Below are 17,513 nucleotides of genomic sequence, written 5' to 3'. Positions count from 1 at the left end.
TCTAATCTCAATATTACATATAAAAACGATATTATAATCTAAAATTACATAATTTAGAGATTTGCCCATCTAACAAAAATCAGCAAATGAAATTTATCAAGCTATCCCTTTTCTTAATTGCACTTTCCGTTACTTCATTTGCCCAATATCCAGTTGCTAAGCTAGAACAAGCTTATCAGATTTTAGCAAATGATGAGCAAGCAAAATATGCCATTACCTCACTTTGCGTATTAGATGCGCAAAGCGGAAAGATAGTTTTTGCTAAAAATGAAAATATTGGTTTAGCAACAGCTTCAACCTTAAAAACCATAACCGCAGCAACAGCTTTTAGCATTTTAGGTAAGGATTTTAAATATCAAACTACTTTGGCCTATAGCGGCAAGATTGATAATAATGGGACTTTAGACGGTGATTTAATCATTATTGGTAGCGGAGACCCAACTTTAGGCTCGTGGCGTTATGAGCAAACCAAAGAAAATGTTGTTTTAAATAGTTGGGTTAATGCCATTAAAACTGCAGGAATTAAAAAAATTACAGGTTCGGTTGTTGGCGATGATAGTTTATTTGGCACCCAAACCATGCCTGAAGGCTGGATTTGGCAAGACATGGGTAATTATTATGGCGCTGGTGGATCTTCACTCTCTTGGCGTGAAAATCAGTTCGACGTGAAATTAAAACCAGGAAGCAATATGGGAGCTGCAGTTACTGTTCAAAATTTTGTTCCGGCAATGCCTTATATCAAAATTGTAAACGAACTTAAAACTGGCTCATCTGGCTCTGGCGATAACGCTTACGGGTTTCTGCCACCTTATGGAGATTTGGCTTATTTACGTGGCACTTGGGGAATGGGGATTAACAAATCAGGTATTTCATTGGCTTTACCCGACCCCGCTTTTGATGCGGCTTTTCGTTTACAAGATACTTTATCAAGACTAAATATTTCGGTAGGTAAAGAAGCTACAACGAACAGAAAGTTAGTTCTAGCAAATCAAAATATACCTACGGCTACGCAAAAACTAACAACTACAAGTTCTCCAGACTTAAGCGAAATTGTATATTGGTTCAATAAAAAAAGCGTAAATCTTTATGGCGAGCAACTGCTAAAAACTATTGCTTGGAAAACAGGCAAAACACCTTCAACAAAAAACGGTGCTACAGCGGTAATTAATTATTGGGCAGGCAAAGGAATTGATAAAAATGCATTAAATATTTTAGACGGAAGTGGATTATCTCCTGGCACAAGAGTGACTACATCGGCAATGGCTAGTATTTTATTTCAGGCTCAAAAAGAAGATTGGTTTGCTCCCTTTTACAATTCATTGCCAGAAAACAATGGCATGAAACTTAAAAGTGGGAGTATTAATGATGTTTCAGCCTATGCTGGCTATTATACAGCAAGTAACGGACAAAAATATATCGCAGTAATTAACATCAATAACTATAGCGGCTCTAATATTAGTAAAAAGCTTTTTAAAGTTTTAGATGCTTTGAAATAGATTGTCATTCTGAGGGATAATTTATTTCATAAAAAAAATATGAATGACGTTAATTTAGCTCGTTTTGTCATCCAGAGTGCAGCGAAGGATCTCGAATTTTGTATTCCAACTATGAGATTCCTCCGAAGTCGCCTGCCTGCCGGCAGGCAGGAAATGACAAAACAAGGAGCTTATTTTTTTTAAAAAAAATTGATTTATAGATACTTAATAAATAACGTCAATGGAAGTGCAACGAAGAATCTCATTTTTGAAGGTACTCATTGAAATTCCTCCAAAGTCGGAAGGATAAATAATTAAGATTATGCAATTCGAACTTCGTCCTTTTCAATCTTCAGATTTAAATAGCTTGGTAAAACACGCTAACAATTACAATATTGCCAAAAATTTAAGCAATAAATTTGAATTTCCGTACACTATAGATCATGGAATAGCCTTTATCAATTTAGCTTTATCAGCAATAACACCAGAAATTTTTGCGATAACTATAAATAATGAAGTCGTTGGCTCAATTGGTGTTCATCCAAAAACAGACATCCATTGCAAAAATGCAGAAATTGGCTATTGGATTGGAGAAGAGTTTTGGGGAAATGGCATAGTTCCCGAAGCCGTAAAATTAATGGTTAATTATGGTTTTAAAACTTTCGATATCACAAGAATTTATGCTTCAACTTATGATATCAACCTAAAATCTCGACGTGTTTTAGAAAAAGCGGGATTTTCTTTGGAGGCAGAATTGAAAGAAACACTTTATAAAAATGGCACTTTTTACGATGAAGTAGTTTATGCCATTAGAAAACCAAATACCATATAATGAAGTTCTTAAACTTGTTTGTTAATTTCGCAATTGCGATGGTTTGGTTTATAAATGGCTTTTTCTGCAAAGTTTTAAATCTTGCACCTCGTCATCAAGCAATAGTTGGCAAAGCACTTTCTCAAGAATATGCAGTTTTGCTAACAAAAACTATAGGGATTTTAGAAGTGCTCTTAGCAATTTGGATTTTGACAAGACTTCAACCTAAATTAACTACTCTTTTTCAATTGATGTTAATTGCTAGTATGAACATCATAGAATTCTTTCTCGCTCCAGAGTTATTATTATTTGGCAAGCTGAATATTATTTTCGCCATTATTTTTATGGGTATCATTTACGCTAATCAATGCTATCACCAGAAAGAGTTACAATCAATTTCTCAAGTACCAAATAATTAATAAATTGCAACATCATTTTTAACCAATTTACTTTTTGATGAAATTTATCTTCCACATATTCCCCTTTTTACTTTTATGTCTAAACGTTTCTGCACAAACTATTGAAGAGAATAGCGAAACTTTTGCCAATAATGAGCCCATATCAAATACCGAAATTGCCATTATTCCTGAACCAGTTCGTTTAATTAAACAAACTGGACATTTCATATTACCCAATAATATAACTATTCAAGTAGGCAAATCGGCAGAGCTAAAGCAAACAGTTGCCTTTTTAAAAGAGCGTTTATCCGTACCTACGGGATATTATATAAACTCAGTTAATCCACCAGCAACAAACCCAACCATTAAACTAGTAATTAACGATACGGAAGATGCAACTTTAGGTAATGAAGGCTATCATCTTACAGTTGGCACAAAACAAGTTATCATTCGTGCAAATAAGCCCGCAGGTATTTTTTATGGGGTTCAATCTTTTATCCAACTCTTGCCAAAAGAAATAGAAAGTAAAGAAGAAATTAAAGGCGTAAAATGGACTGCACCTTGTGTGGAAGTTACCGATTATCCACGTTTGGGTTGGAGAGGATTAATGTTTGATGTAGCCAGACACTTTTTTACCAAACAAGAAGTAAAGCAGTATATAGATGCCATGGTTCGCTATAAATATAATATTTTGCATTTACACCTATCTGATGATGAAGGATGGAGAATTGAAATTAAAGGTTTGCCAAAACTAACCGAAGTTGGTGCTTGGAATGTAAAACGTGAAGGTACCTTCGGCGATTTTATTACACCAAAACCAAACGAACCACGCAATTATGGGGGCTTTTATACCCAAGAAGACATAAAAGAATTAGTAGCTTATGCTAAAGAGCGTTTTGTAGATATTATGCCAGAAATTGATGTTCCTGGGCATAGTTTGGCTGCAATTGCATCTTACCCCGAACTTTCTTGCACACCAGAAGCGGTAAACTATAAAGTACGCAGCGGCGAAAAAATTATGGATTGGAGCCGTGGCGCACCACCATTGGGTTTGGTTGATAATACGCTTTGTCCGGCAAATGAGAAGGTTTACGTTTTTTTAGACACGGTTTTTAGTCAAATAGCACAATTATTCCCTTTTCCTTATATCCATGTAGGTGGAGATGAAGTTGCTCGTAATTTTTGGGAAAAGAATGATCAGATCAAAGAACTGATGAAACGCGAAGGTTTAAAAACCATCCCAGAGGTACAAGCCTATTTCGAGAAACGAGTAGAACAAATTATCGTTTCAAAAGGTAAAAAATTTATGGCTTGGGATGAAGTTTTAGAAGGTGGTGTTTCGCCCACAGCAGCCGTAATGAGCTGGCGAAATATGCAACATGGCTTAGATGCGGCAAAAGCTGGCCACGAAGTAGTGATGACACCAACCCAATACGCTTACATTGATTATATGCAGGCAGATGCCATTACCGAACCTAAGGTTTATGCTTCTTTACGTTTAAGTAAATCTTACGAGTTCGATCCCGTACCAGAAGGCGCTAACGCGAAATTTATAAAAGGCGGACAAGCAAATTTATGGACGGAGCAGGTTTTTAACATCCGTCAAGCAGAATACATGACTTGGCCACGTGGTTTTGCCATAGCAGAATCGGTTTGGAGCCCAAAAGAGAAAAAAAACTGGACTACTTTTTTTGCTAAAACAGAAGCTCATTTTAAAAGACTAGACATTGCAGAAACCAAATACGCACCAAGTGTTTACGATCCTATTTTTGGGGTTAAACGAAGTGCTGATAGAAATTTATTGGTTACTTTAAGTACAGAGGTTGAAGGTTTAGATATTTACTACAGTTTCGATAATTCATTTCCAGATCGTTTTTACCCTAAATACACCACTCCTCTAGTGCCACCAATTGATGCAAAAGTTTTAAAAGTGATTACTTACAGAGGTAAAAATCCGGTAGGTAGGATGATGAATATGCCAATTGAAGAATTAGAGAAGCGAGCAGGCAAAAGATAGCATGGAAAAGGCACAAAAAAACATCAATATTCTATTTTTATTGTTATTTAGTGCCTATGCTATTTACAGCATAACTTATCAAAATGCCAGTATATTTTTTATTGTTTATTTATTTTGGTTTGATGAACTAATCAGAAGTATCTCGATGTACATTCAATTAAAAATGCATACAGAAGATTTACAAATTGTACCAAAATTCACTAAAGCACAGGCCTTAACAAATGTAAAAGCAAGGTTCTTCTTTTTATTTGTTTATTCAGTTTTTATTGTAATTGTATTCGGTTTATTCTTTCATCTCGATAAAGATAGTACAGATGCACTTGGGAGAAATATTAAAATTGTGTTTTTTCAAGATATAGCATTTAATGTGTGCATCATGATTGCTTTAGTTAGAGAGTTTATTCAGATTAGAACAGCATCTTTAAATCGCAATGCGCCAATACCAAGTTTTAGTGACATGAGCGGTAATTTATTAACCTTGCATTTATCAATCATTTTAGGCGCATTTTTATGGGCAATTACAAGTGGTAAATTCACAAGTTTTAGTTTCACATTTGGCAGTTTTAATAAATATGCAATCATCCTACCCTTCTTTATCATCAAGTTTTGTGTTGATATTTATGCCATAAATCACGCTGATAAAAGCAAAAAAAGTTTACTAGATAGTTTACAAAAACAATAGAAATTTCAAAACCAATTCATAGCCCCTAGTCTTAGCGTCCCCCCTAGTCTTAGCGTCTCGCTAAGACTAAACAAAAAAAACACAATAAGGTATTAGCGAGATGCTAAGACCAGTGAGTTAATATTGAATTTTATTACGGATTTTCAGTCTTCTTCTTAAACAACCCTCCTAATTTTTTGCCAATTTCTGTAGTTACCTTTTCTACTGCTTTCTTTTTAACCGTATCTATTTTTTCTTGTGCTTTGGCTTGTAATTCGGCCTTCTTTTCTGCTACAACTTGGTTTACTGTAGTGGCTACAGCAGATTTTGCTGTTCCATCGCCAGCACCATATTTTAATTTAATAGTAGGTTTTAAAAATGTACCGCCTAAAACTGCGTTAACCTTAACGGTTTCGCCCATAGAAACGTTGGTGCCAGCTTTGCTATTTAAGCCAGCAATAATGGCATTGGCTGCATTATTAGCACTTGCACCAAGCATCGCCCTTGGCACATTTAAAGCCAAATTATAATCCATAGTTTGGTCTATACCGTTAGAGCCGCCTACATTCATTACTATTCCTTTTGCTTTAATATCAAATGGCGAAACGTTTAATCGCCCGTTGGCAATTTTAAATTTAGTGAGTACGTTATTTAACTCCAACTTTTTCAAGTCGGCAGAACCTAATGCTGCTGCCAATTTATTTACTGGCTCAAAACCTTCTACTAAAGCCTGTATAATGTTGGTTAAACCTTCCGCATTTATCGATGAATAGATTGGCATCATTCCTTCATCTAAATCTGAGTTAAATTTCAAGTTTGTAGAGAACGTACCTTTGGTAAACTTAGCCACTGGCGCCAATAATTTTATAGTATTAAATGCATTAAAAGCTTGTTGTATATCCATCCTTTCAATACCAAAATCGATATCAACTTTTGGCTTTTTTGGATTAACCGTTGCATAAGAACCATTCATTTTTACTGTTCCAGCCAACATATTTAAAGCCATATCTTTAAAATATACAGTTTTATCTTTTATTAATAAATCTCCTTTCGCATTGCGGATATCATATTTATCGTAATTAACTTTTGCTGCCTTTACACCTAAATTAAAGTCGATATTCTCGGGTACTTCAAATATTGTCATTTTCGCATCAGCTGATTTATTATCCGTAGTTACTTTAGGTGAACCCATGAGCTCATTCACATCTATTAAACCAGATGTTAGATTGAAATTACCTTTTAACAATTGATTTTTCTTGAATACATAACTCAAGTAATTATTTACAGTACCATTGGCAGCAAAATCGCTTTTACCAACTTTAGCCACCAAATTACTTAAAGTTATGTTTTGCGGACTAAAACTCATCTTCGCCGATGGCACATTAACTGGCATTAGCACATTTTTACCAGCATAGATAAAATTGCTAGCCTGCATTTGTCCAGAGGCTTTAAAATCTTGATATTGGCCTTTATCTATTGATGACTTACGACCTGCGGCTTGCACATCTGCATTTAAGAGACCACTCAAAGTCAAATCTTTCATCGGGAAAATTGCTGTTAATTGCTTTAAATCTAAATTTCCTTTTAGTGCCATGTCTACAAACGGATCTGACATTGGGTTTCTAACCAATAACCTACCATCAATTGGTGCAGCACCAAACTCTAAATGAAATGCTGGTACATTTATCACAGTGTGATCAATTACACCATCAGGATTAGAAATAGTGGATTTAACCTGGATATTATTTATCGCCGATGGCAAACTAGGATATTTAATTTTACCGTTTTCGATACCCAAATTAACATTAAATGCCGGAATAGACTTATCGTTATACGTGCCTTTTGCCGTACCATTCATTGCAAATTTACCGGTTGCTTCTAGATCCTTAAAATTGGTAGCGTAAATTGCTGGTATTAGCGATAAAAAATTCTTTAAATCAGATTTTTGCGCATCAAACTTAAAATCCATTACCATATCATTTTCATTCGGCATTGCCAAATAACCAACAGCAGAAAGTAACAGCTCATTAAGTTTGATCTTGTTTTCGCCGAAGGTAAATTTCATCTGCTTCATGTCTATGTCTAAAGGCAACTCAGCATTTAAATTCACTTTGTTTAAATATGGAATACCGCCATATTTAACGGTTAATTTTTCAATTTCTGATTGTGTATTTAAAGTGAAAATATCTTGGGTAAAATCGCCTTTACCTGTGTGATTTAAGTTTTCGGCTTGCATATAAAAACCTAAAGAAGCATCATCGTAAGTAATATTTCCTTTTTCTATACTGTATTTTTGTAATGCAGCCTTAAAACTAGTTTGAGCAGTATCAGTTGTTGTAGTTGTACTATCAGGTTTCATGATATCCCAATTGGCTTTACCACTTTTTAAAACCTTAGCGTAAATAGTTGGCTCATCTAAATTAACAGTTTTTATTTCGTAAGTACCGCCATTAACTACACTCATTAAATTTAAATTTAATTGTAGCTGTTTAATGTTTGCCAGCGTATCCTTGGCAAAACTATCTGTTCCAACAACGGTTAAATTGTTCAATTTTATACCCAAATTGGGGAAAGAACTGATAAGGGTCAAATCAAATTCTTTAAAATCTACCTTGGCATTTAGCTGATTGTTGATAGAGGATTTAACTTTAGCTACGATTTCTTTCTTAAAAACCATCGGAATTATGGCTGCAGAGGCCAATAATACAACAAGTAAAATTCCGATTGTGATAATAATTTTCTTTAACATGATATGGTGATGTTGTGTGTGTACCTGAATTAGGCAAATGACAAGCCAAATAAGAATTATGGGGCTAAGTTATAATTATTGGTTATAACATGTTAACTTTCGACTTTAAACCAGCAGATGAAAAGAATTTTAATTTTTGCCTTAACGCTATTCACAACTACCGGCTTTTCGCAAACTATAACTGATAATTATTTTAAATTAACCAGAGCAAATTTCAATCAGCAAAATGCTTATGAAACTACAGCTTTTGTAGAAAAATATTTTCGTGTACCTGGCAATACAGGTTTCAATGCCAGCATCCACTATGTGGAAGATATTTTAAAAAAAGCAGGTTATATAGCCGAAAAAGCCAATGAATTTGAAGCGCCACTAACCTACCGAATTGAAAAACGCCCAATGAAACGAAATACTTGGGAGCCAGTTGATGCTAGCGTAATTATTGTTGGCGAAACCATGCCTTTGATTGCTTACAAAACCAATCGCAACATGATCCCTATCAATTGTCCATCTACCCCGAAAGATGGAATTACAGCAGAGGTTGTATTTGTTGGCAAAGGAACACCGGCTGATTTTGAGGGTAAAGATTTAAAAGGAAAAATTGTTTTTGGAGATGTAGCCACTGGCAGGTTAATTAGTGCAGCTGTGAAAGCTGGTGCTATTGGTGCAATGGGCTATTCGTTGCCAAAATATAACCAACCAGAAATTCACCAAACCTCAATTTCTTTTGGCAGTATGCCAGCCAATGCAGGCATTTGGTCTCTGCTTTTATCTTATGGCGTAAAAGAAAAATTAAAAGCTGCTTGCTTAAAAGGAAAAGTAGAATTGAAAGTTAATATTGAAACTAAAATTTATCAGGCCGAAGAATTAACAATTGTTGCAAATGTTAAAGGGAGTATTAAACCTAACGAACGTTTTGTTTACAGCGCTCACGTACAAGAACCGGGAGCAAATGATAACGCTACTGGCGTTGGTACATTGGCAGAAATGGCAAGGGTAACTGCTACTTTAATTAAATCTGGCAAATTAAACCCTCAACGTACTTTAACTTTTTTGTGGGGCGATGAAATTGTGAGTACCGGAAGATATATTACTGATGATAAAGAAAGAGCTAAGGGAATTTTATGGGGAATGAGTTTAGATATGGTTGGTGAGGATACTAAAAAAACTGGCGGTAGTTTCTTAATCGAAAAAATGCCAGACCCTTCTGCAATTTGGACACGTGGAACTGATAAACACAGCGAATGGGGAGCTGGAGATGTGAAAGAAAAAGATCTTTTTCCGCATTATTACAACGATTTTATCATGAACATTTGTAAAACACAAGGCAAATTTGCCAATTGGACAGTAAACTTTAATCCGTTTGAAGGTGGTAGCGACCATACGCCATTTTTAAGAAACCAAATTCCGGGTTTGTTAATGTGGCATTTTACAGATGTATTTTACCATACTGATAACGATAGAATTGATAAAGTTAGCGCTACAACGATGAAAAATGTAGGTGTAAGTGCATTAACTGCCGCTTATACTTTAATTACTGCAGATGAAAATACAGCATCAGCAACAGTAAATCAGGTTAAAAATGATGCATTAATTCGTTTAAAAACAGAGTTTGAATTGAGCAAAAAAGCAATTGCAGAAGGAAAATCTTTAACAGATGAGAAACACATTATTGAAGTGTGGGGTAAGTATTATGTTGATGCTTTAGCAACTATTAATACCATGGCGGTTGAGCCTAAAACAACAAGAGTTGGTTCTACAATTAAAGTTGCAACATTAGCGGTTGAGAAACAAACACAAATATTTTTAGATGAACTAAAAAATATATCTAACAATAGTAGTGCAAACTAATTTCTTGCAAAAAAGTTAAATTTCTAAAAGTGCATAAATTTAACTGATTGGCCCATTTGTTAAAACAAGCTAAAAAAGACATAAGCTATTAAAACAATTTAGAATTAACATAAAAACAAAATCCATTGATTTACACCTGTTTTAAATTTCAATTAAAATTAAAGTTTGTATTTCTATGAAAAATAATCTTGCAAAATTATACCTCTTGACTTTAGTTTTGTTACTATTTTCTTTTAGAGTTGGCGCTGTTGAAAATTTAACAAAAAGATTGGAAATAGTAATGAAAATGCAGCCCAAGATGGCTATAAAAGAGTTATATCCATTAATAAATAAATACATTATCGATGCTCCATTAGATAGGATAATAAGCAATAAAGACCAATTAATAACCGCTCTTGAAGATAGTGAAATACCGCATAAACAAGCGTACATTTATGAAATAGAAGCGAATAGCGCTAAAAATCTTCTTCAACTAAGCAAAGCTAAATTTTATGCTCAAAAAGGATTAGAAGAACCGAAAATACTTGAAGATCAATTAATAAGGCTACTAATTCTATTGGCTAATGTAGAAACCAGTCTCGAAAACTATGTTGTTGCCATAGAAAACTACAAGATTATTGAAAATGTATTGGCTCGACAAAAAAGAAATCAATATCGTAAACAACTGATTGTAAATCATATTGGATTAGCAGATGTCTATTTAAAAATAGGCCTTTATAAAAAATCACTAAATACTTTAAAAGAAGGAGTTGAATTAGCAAAAGATGAAGACCTACCTGATATAAATAATTTATTGTATAATAAAATTGCTATTGTTTACTTCTACCTCAGGAAACCCAAATTATTAGAATATTATACAAATAAAGCATTAGAAAAGAATGCTATTGATGATGAGGTTACGTTTCATAGATTGATGTACATGAAATTATTGCTAAAAAACGATTCTGCGGCAATTGACGAAATAAGAAAGGTAATAAGTAGCCCAAAAGATGATGATGAATTAATGAGTGGTTACCACTTAGCACAGGCATATACTGAGTTTAATATGCCAGAAAAAGCTAAAAAATTCATTCTAATTATGTTAGGCACTGGAGATTTAAAAAAATTACCTTTTTTAAGCAGTAAATTAAATAAGCTATTAATTGATGTTTATTTAAAAGAAAGCAATGTAGATTCTGCAATGTACTATTACAAAAAAACAATAGAACAACTTACTCAGTACACAGAAAAACAATCTAGCACAGAGAACATCTCTAATATATTAAAATACCGTGACATCAAAAATAGGTATGATATGGCAGAAGAAAATTTGGAAGTAAGAAAAAATTATCTATTTCTATCGCTCATAATAGGCTTTATGAGCATTTTAGCATTATTTCTACTTTATAGAGCTGCATTGGCTAAAAAAAGATTTAATAAGTTAACTTACGAAAGATTAAATAATGAAATTGCTCATATCAATTCTCACGATGTTCGTAAACATTTATCAAATATTTTGGGTATTATAAATGTTATTCAATTGAGTAATAGCAAGACCTCAACTTATGCAGAAATGGAAGACGTTTTATTAGAATCTGTTGAAAGTTTAGATACTTCAATAAAAAATATAGCGGCTAAAATAGATCATACAAAAAGCAAATAATAGAAATACAGTTTATCAAGGTTATTGTTGTTTTCGTGGCTTAAAATTCTATATTTAGCGCTAACTAAAAAATCTATACAATTATGAATTTTCACACTCGAAAATGGATTAAACCTGAAGACCTAAACCCAAATGGAGGCTTATTTGGAGGAAGCTTATTAAAATGGATTGATGAAGAAGCGGCAATTTATGCAATAGTACAATTAGAGAACCCAAAGGTAGTTACCAAATACATGTCTGAAATTAATTTCGTAAGCTCTGGCAAACTCGGCGACATTATTGAAATGGGTATAACTGCAACTGCTTTTGGTACAACATCCATCACCATGTGTTGTGAGGTTAGAAATAAAATTACCAGAAAGAGTATTTTAACCATTGACAAGATTGTATTCGTAAACATTAACGATTATGGCGATCCAACTCCTCATGGCAAAACAAAAATAAAATATATCGAGGAACAGTTTGATGACATGGCTTAGATTGATTATAGCAACTTATATTTCCTTCTTTCAACTTCCCAACTATCCAACTTCCCATTAAACCTTCAACCGTTCTTCCAAAATCTCTGCATCTAAATCAAATGCATTAATTACAATTTTTGCTTGGTTGTAAAACGGATTTCTTTCGGCTAATTTCATTTCTACAAAAGCCAATAATTGTTCATCATCCATACCTTTAAGCAAAGGTCTTTTCTCTCTGTTATGTAAACGAGATACCAATTGTGGAGGTGACATTTGTAGATAAACGGTTTTACCATTTTCGTTCATCCACTCTATGTTATCGAAAAAACAAGGCAAACCACCGCCTGTTGCCACAACGCATGTTTCTGGATAATCAAATGTTTTCAGCGTATCACTTTCCAATTGTCTAAAGGCAGCCTCACCGTGTTTTTCAAAATATTCGGCAATAGACATTTCCTCACTTTTCACAATTTCGGCATCTAAATCGATAACAGGGCAGTCTAATCGATTAGCCAATTGTTTCGCCTTGGTGCTTTTGCCACAGCCCATAAATCCGATAAGAAAAATCTTCATATTCAAAAATTGTTGTATTGATAAATTGTTTTATTGTTGGCAAACTTCGTCTCAAATCTCACATCTCACTACTCCCATCTATGAAAGTTTCACCCTTGGATCTACCCATGCATAGAGCAAATCGACCAGAATATTTACCACCACAAATACAAAGGCAATAAATAAAATAGAACCCATTACTACCGGAAAATCCGACATCTCTAAAGCTGTAACGGTAGTTCTTCCTAACCCATTGTAACCAAAAATATATTCTACAAAAAAGGAGCCTGCCAAAAGCGATGCAAACCAACCAGAAACTGCTGTAATTACCGGGTTTAATGCATTTTTTAAGGCATGTTTATAGATGATTGCATTTCTGCTTAAACCCTTTGCCCTAGCCGTACGGATATAATCTTGCGCCAATACATCTAACATCGCACTGCGGGTTAATTGTACAATAATGGCTAATGGACGTAAACCTAAAGTGATCATTGGCAACCATAAATTTCGCCAAGTAATAATTTCTCCTTTAAAAGGATCGTAACTATACAAACTGCCGCTCATATTTAAACCAGTGTAATCAGCCAATACAAAGCCGAATAACCATGCAATGATAATACCGGCGAAAAAAGATGGTGCCGATATGCCCAAAATGGCAAAAGTATTTGCTGCATTATCTATCCAAGTACCTTGATGCACTGCCGAAAGCACCCCTAAAAACACGCCAATAATGGTTGCAAAAATCATCGCAGTTAATGCCAACACAAAAGTATTAGGTACAGTTTCTGATAGTATAGTAGTTACATCTCTTTTGGTTTGATACGATCTTCTGAGATAAGGCGCTTTTAACACCACTGCATCATCGCCTATGGTAAAAAGTTTTTGGTAATGATATTTATCTTGATTTTCTACTGTGTTTGGATGAATACTGATTGGAGATAAATCATTGATGTACAAAAAAAATTGAATAGGTCTAGAGCGATCTAAGCCAAATTCTTTACGTACTGCATCTAATGACTGTACATCAGAACGTTGGCCCATTGTCATTCGAGCCGGATCGCCAGGTAAAATATTAAATAGCACAAAAACAACTAAAATTACCCCTGCCATTACTGCAAAGCCATATAATAATTTTCTAAGTGCGTAAACTCCCATTATTTGCTAAAGTAATCTTCTGTAAATTCATCAAAAGACGGCAAACCATGGTAATGCCATTTATCAACAATAACTCCGTTTTTTAGCAGCAAAACACCCGGATTTGCTCTTACCATACTTTTTAACGGCACAGCATCAGCATAAAAAACCTCGGCAAATAATTTCATTTTTTTACTAAATGCAGTTGCATCTTGAGCAGAGTTAGAGGTTAGTAATACGGTGCGGATATTAAACTGTTCAGCTGCATTTAAGGTCAAAGCATTTATTTCGCCCATTGCATTTTCATCAGTATGTTTTAAATCGTAAGCAACAACAACTAAATTATAGTACGGGTTTTCGATTAATTCTTTGGTGTAATCTGTTCCAGAGGCATCAGCAATCATCAAATCCTTAATTTTTACATCATATCCTTTTTTAATAAGTTTTTTATCTGGTGTTCCCACAATCTCCCAGTTTTCATCTTTCCAAATTTCCTCTTTGAGATAATCTTTATCACTCATGGTTTTAGTTTCAGCAGTCTTTTTGTTTTTAAGCTGATACATGATCAAGTATTCATCTTGTGCAGCACCTGCCGGGATTTTCATATTATCCGGGATACTCGAACCCACTTTATAAGGTAAAAAATCTACGATGGGTAAATAGTTATAAGTAAATGTTCCAAAAAATAAAGATGCCGCAAAAACCGCAGAAAACAAGCCACTTTGCACACCGGGTTTAGTAGTAAATGGCTGTATTTTAGCTTGATGAATGAATAGGTATACAATCATTACCAGCAACACCAAATCTTTACTAAACGATTGCCAAGGCGTTAGCGGAATGGCATCTCCGAAACAGCCACAAGAGGTAACTACTTTAAAAGCAGCAGAAACAAACGTTAAAAATGTAAAGAAAATAATGATAGCCAATAGTCCTTTAGTTACCTGTTTTATCCAAAAACCAAATAATAACAATGCACCAAGTACAATTTCTAAAACGCATAAAATGATGGCGATACCCGTTGCCCAATCGTTTAAAAAAGCGATATGAAAAACCTCAAAATACTCTTGCAGCTTATAGCCAAATCCTAACGGATCATTGGCCTTGATCAATCCAGAAAAGATGAACAATAACCCAACAAACCATCTAGAAAAATTTAAAGCTGCTTTTTGCATCATAAGATTTGAGATGTTAGATATGAGATTTGAGAAAGGGTTTCCATTCTATTTAACTTGCTATCTTTATTTAACCCCAAGTTTAATCAAGGCAAAAACCGAATAATTTAACATATCCTGATAATTGGCTTTTACACCTTCAGAAACTACTGTTTGCCCCAAATTATCTTCTATTTGTTTTACCCTTAAAATTTTCATCAAGATCAAATCTGTTAACGAACTGATGCGCATATCACGCCAAGCTTCACCGTAATCATGGTTTTTAGCAAACATCAATTCTTTAGTTTCGTTAACTCTTTGATCAAACAGATTTTCAACCAACTCCACTTCCATTTCATTTGGATCGGCTTCTGTTAAATCTAATTGCAACATCGCAATCACACAGTAATTAACAATACCAACATATTCTGATGTAATGTCTTCTCCTACTTTAGAAACTTTTTTCTCTTCTAAAGTTCTAATGCGTTGTGCTTTAATAAAAATTTGATCGGTTATAGACGATGGTCTTAATATGCGCCAAGCTGTTCCATAATCTTTGGTTTTCTTTAAAAAAAGAGATTTGCAAACCGCTATAACGCTATCGTATTCCTGAGATGTATTTACTGCCAAAACAATTAAAATATTTAGTTTAAAGCCATTTTAATACCTATTTTTGTATCAAATGATGGCTAAAGATACATTTTTAAACCGAAAAGTAACACTAAACTGCAAAGGTAAACTGATAGATTTGAGTTCTCCAGCGGTAATGGCCATCTTAAATGTTACCCCGGATTCCTTTTACGGCAACAGCCGGATAAACACAGTTGATGAAGCTTTAAAAGCTACTGAAAAGTTTATCAATGAAGGCGCTACATTTATTGATGTTGGTGCCTATTCATCACGACCAGGCGCAGTAGATATTTCAGTTGATGAAGAACTCAATCGTTCTATTCCCATTGTACAAGCCATCGCAAAAGAATTTCCGGATACTTTAATTTCAATCGATACTTTTAGGGCAAAAGTGGCTGAAGAATGCAAAACTGCAGGAGCACACATCATTAATGATATATCTGCCGGAAGCTTAGACAAAGATATGTTTGACACAGTTGCAAAACTGCAAGTACCCTACATCATGATGCACATGAAAGGTACACCGCAAACCATGCAGCATGAGCCAACTTACCAAAACCTAACTCTTGAAGTGATTATTTATTTTACAGAAAAAATTGCTGCATTAAAAAAATTAGGTGTGAAGGATATAATCATAGATCCAGGTTTCGGCTTTGCTAAAACCATCGATCACAATTACGAGCTTTTGCAGAAAATGGCTGATCTAAACATTTTTGAACTACCAATTTTAGTTGGTTTTTCAAGAAAATCGATGATTACCAAAGTTCTTGACATTAAAAATGAAGACGCTTTAAACGGAACTACCGTATTAAATACGATTGCCCTACAAAAGGGTGCCGCAATTTTAAGAGTTCACGATGTAAAAGCATCAATTGAATGCATTAAACTATCAGAAAAGGTAAAATTTGCTTATTTCTAAATAAATTTCATGCTTTACACTCAATATTCCTCTTAAAATTGATTTCAAACATCTAAATACCTAACTTAGGCTCAATGAAAAACTTTGATTTCGATTTTCTGCTAGATAAAATTACGTGGGTAAGCATAATAGACATCTTAGTTGTAGCCATACTGATTTATTATGTATATAGTTTAATAAGAAACACCTTAGCAGTTAATTTATTGTTGGGTATGCTCATCATTTTTCTTTTTTACCATTTGGTAAAAAGTTTAAATATGGATTTGCTCTCTACCATCATCAATAAATTTATGAGTGTAGGGATTATGGCACTCATTATTATTTTCCAACCAGAAATTAGGCGTTTTTTACTGCACTTGGGTAAAAATACATTTTTGCAAAAAAACAAAGCTTGGTGGGGTTATTTGTTTGGTAGTAAAGATTTAGAACGTGATAATTTAATTCGAATTAAACCCATTATTGATGCTTGTAAAAGCATGAAAAAAACTAGAACTGGGGCATTAATTGTTTTTGTAAAGTTTTACGACGACGAACTTTTTAGCAACAGTTGCGAGTTAATCGACTCTAAAATATCTAAACGTTTATTAGAGAGCATCTTTCAAAAATACAGTCCGCTGCATGATGGAGCCGTAGTAATTGCCGAAAACAAAATAAAAAGTGCAAGTTGCATTTTGCCTTTAACAGACAACGATAAGTTACCCCCTCAATTCGGTTTGCGCCACAGAGCCGGGATTGGCGTATCTGAAACGACAGACGCTGTTGCAGTAATCATATCAGAAGAAACTGGCGAAATTGCCTACGCCAAACAAGGCCGAGTAAGAATGAATGTTTCTTTTGGAGAGCTGGAGAAATTACTGAATAAAGATTTTTAAAAAAGATTGATTACATAGATTTAAGAAGATTACACAGATCATTTTTTCCCCGAGATGATGTTGTTTCAGAATTTTAAATTCAATAATTTTTAGAGAATTAAATTTTGGCGTATCGTCATACTCAGCTCGACTGGGTATCGTAATGCATTTGCTAATGGTTAATGTCATTACCAACCATACTTGTAATTAAGTC

The 17,513-nt window shown here is 34.2% G+C and carries 15 protein-coding genes; 10 read left to right on the top strand and 5 right to left on the bottom strand.

Annotated features, from left to right (window positions below; translation table 11 throughout):
- Positions 1-86: 86 nt before the first annotated feature.
- The 5 genes from dacB to FA045_RS15395 all read left to right on the top strand — a co-directional run bounded on the left by dacB (position 87) and on the right by FA045_RS15395 (position 5,383).
- Complete coding sequence (dacB, locus tag FA045_RS15415; RefSeq protein ID WP_136877971.1) at positions 87-1,496, top strand: D-alanyl-D-alanine carboxypeptidase/D-alanyl-D-alanine endopeptidase; 1,410 nt, start codon at positions 87-89, stop codon at positions 1,494-1,496.
- 301 nt (positions 1,497-1,797) lie between these two features.
- Positions 1,798-2,307 (top strand): GNAT family N-acetyltransferase, encoded by a 510-nt coding sequence (locus FA045_RS15410; RefSeq protein WP_136877970.1) that lies wholly within the window; start codon positions 1,798-1,800, stop codon positions 2,305-2,307.
- Positions 2,307-2,705 (top strand): DoxX-like family protein, encoded by a 399-nt coding sequence (locus tag FA045_RS15405; protein WP_136877969.1) that lies wholly within the window; start codon positions 2,307-2,309, stop codon positions 2,703-2,705. Before FA045_RS15410 ends, FA045_RS15405 begins: the two co-directional genes overlap by 1 nt.
- Before the next feature lie 37 nt (positions 2,706-2,742).
- The gene (locus FA045_RS15400) at positions 2,743-4,701 is read left to right on the top strand and encodes a beta-N-acetylhexosaminidase (RefSeq protein WP_136877968.1); all 1,959 of its coding nucleotides are present in this window, start codon (positions 2,743-2,745) and stop codon (positions 4,699-4,701) included.
- 1 nt (position 4,702) lies between these two features.
- Positions 4,703-5,383 (top strand): DUF6498-containing protein, encoded by a 681-nt coding sequence (locus FA045_RS15395; protein ID WP_136877967.1) that lies wholly within the window; start codon positions 4,703-4,705, stop codon positions 5,381-5,383.
- A 133-nt stretch (positions 5,384-5,516) separates the two neighbouring features.
- Here FA045_RS15395 and FA045_RS15390 read toward each other — a convergent pair whose 3' ends face one another.
- On the bottom strand, positions 5,517-8,111 hold the full coding sequence (locus tag FA045_RS15390) for an AsmA-like C-terminal region-containing protein (RefSeq protein ID WP_136877966.1): 2,595 nt from the start codon (positions 8,109-8,111) through the stop codon (positions 5,517-5,519).
- 117 nt (positions 8,112-8,228) lie between these two features.
- Here FA045_RS15390 and FA045_RS15385 point away from each other — a divergent pair, with 117 nt between their 5' ends.
- From FA045_RS15385 to FA045_RS15375, 3 genes are all read left to right on the top strand, one after another.
- Positions 8,229-9,959, top strand: coding sequence for a M28 family peptidase (locus FA045_RS15385; protein ID WP_136877965.1), 1,731 nt, complete (start codon positions 8,229-8,231; stop codon positions 9,957-9,959).
- Between the two features lie 175 nt (positions 9,960-10,134).
- Entirely contained in the window at positions 10,135-11,601 is a 1,467-nt protein-coding gene (locus FA045_RS15380) for a tetratricopeptide repeat protein (protein ID WP_136877964.1), read from the top strand.
- Positions 11,602-11,684: 83 nt separating this feature from the next.
- Positions 11,685-12,080 carry an acyl-CoA thioesterase gene (locus tag FA045_RS15375; RefSeq protein WP_136877963.1) on the top strand — a complete coding sequence of 132 codons (396 nt, stop codon included), beginning with the start codon at positions 11,685-11,687 and terminating at the stop codon, positions 12,078-12,080.
- 57 nt (positions 12,081-12,137) lie between these two features.
- Here FA045_RS15375 and FA045_RS15370 read toward each other — a convergent pair whose 3' ends face one another.
- The 4 genes from FA045_RS15370 to FA045_RS15355 all read right to left on the bottom strand — a co-directional run bounded on the left by FA045_RS15370 (position 12,138) and on the right by FA045_RS15355 (position 15,529).
- Positions 12,138-12,635, bottom strand: coding sequence for a shikimate kinase (locus FA045_RS15370; protein WP_136877962.1), 498 nt, complete (start codon positions 12,633-12,635; stop codon positions 12,138-12,140).
- 78 nt (positions 12,636-12,713) lie between these two features.
- Complete coding sequence (locus tag FA045_RS15365) at positions 12,714-13,769, bottom strand: ABC transporter permease (RefSeq protein WP_136877961.1); 1,056 nt, start codon at positions 13,767-13,769, stop codon at positions 12,714-12,716.
- Complete coding sequence (locus FA045_RS15360) at positions 13,769-14,920, bottom strand: BT_3928 family protein (RefSeq protein ID WP_136878034.1); 1,152 nt, start codon at positions 14,918-14,920, stop codon at positions 13,769-13,771. Before FA045_RS15360 ends, FA045_RS15365 begins: the two co-directional genes overlap by 1 nt.
- Positions 14,921-14,986: 66 nt before the next feature.
- Positions 14,987-15,529: a DUF1599 domain-containing protein gene (locus FA045_RS15355; protein WP_136877960.1), complete on the bottom strand. Its 543-nt coding sequence runs from the start codon at positions 15,527-15,529 to the stop codon at positions 14,987-14,989.
- 55 nt (positions 15,530-15,584) lie between these two features.
- Here FA045_RS15355 and folP point away from each other — a divergent pair, with 55 nt between their 5' ends.
- Positions 15,585-16,448, top strand: coding sequence for a dihydropteroate synthase (gene folP / locus FA045_RS15350; RefSeq protein ID WP_136878033.1), 864 nt, complete (start codon positions 15,585-15,587; stop codon positions 16,446-16,448).
- 74 nt (positions 16,449-16,522) lie between these two features.
- A complete protein-coding gene (gene cdaA, locus FA045_RS15345) occupies positions 16,523-17,320 on the top strand; it encodes a diadenylate cyclase CdaA (protein ID WP_136877959.1) in 798 nt (265 codons plus the stop codon).
- Positions 17,321-17,513: the final 193 nt, after the last annotated feature.

Source organism: Pedobacter cryotolerans, from assembly GCF_005116475.1.
GTDB classification, from domain to species: domain Bacteria; phylum Bacteroidota; class Bacteroidia; order Sphingobacteriales; family Sphingobacteriaceae; genus Pedobacter; species Pedobacter cryotolerans.
This window is presented reverse-complemented; position numbering and strand designations above follow the sequence as displayed.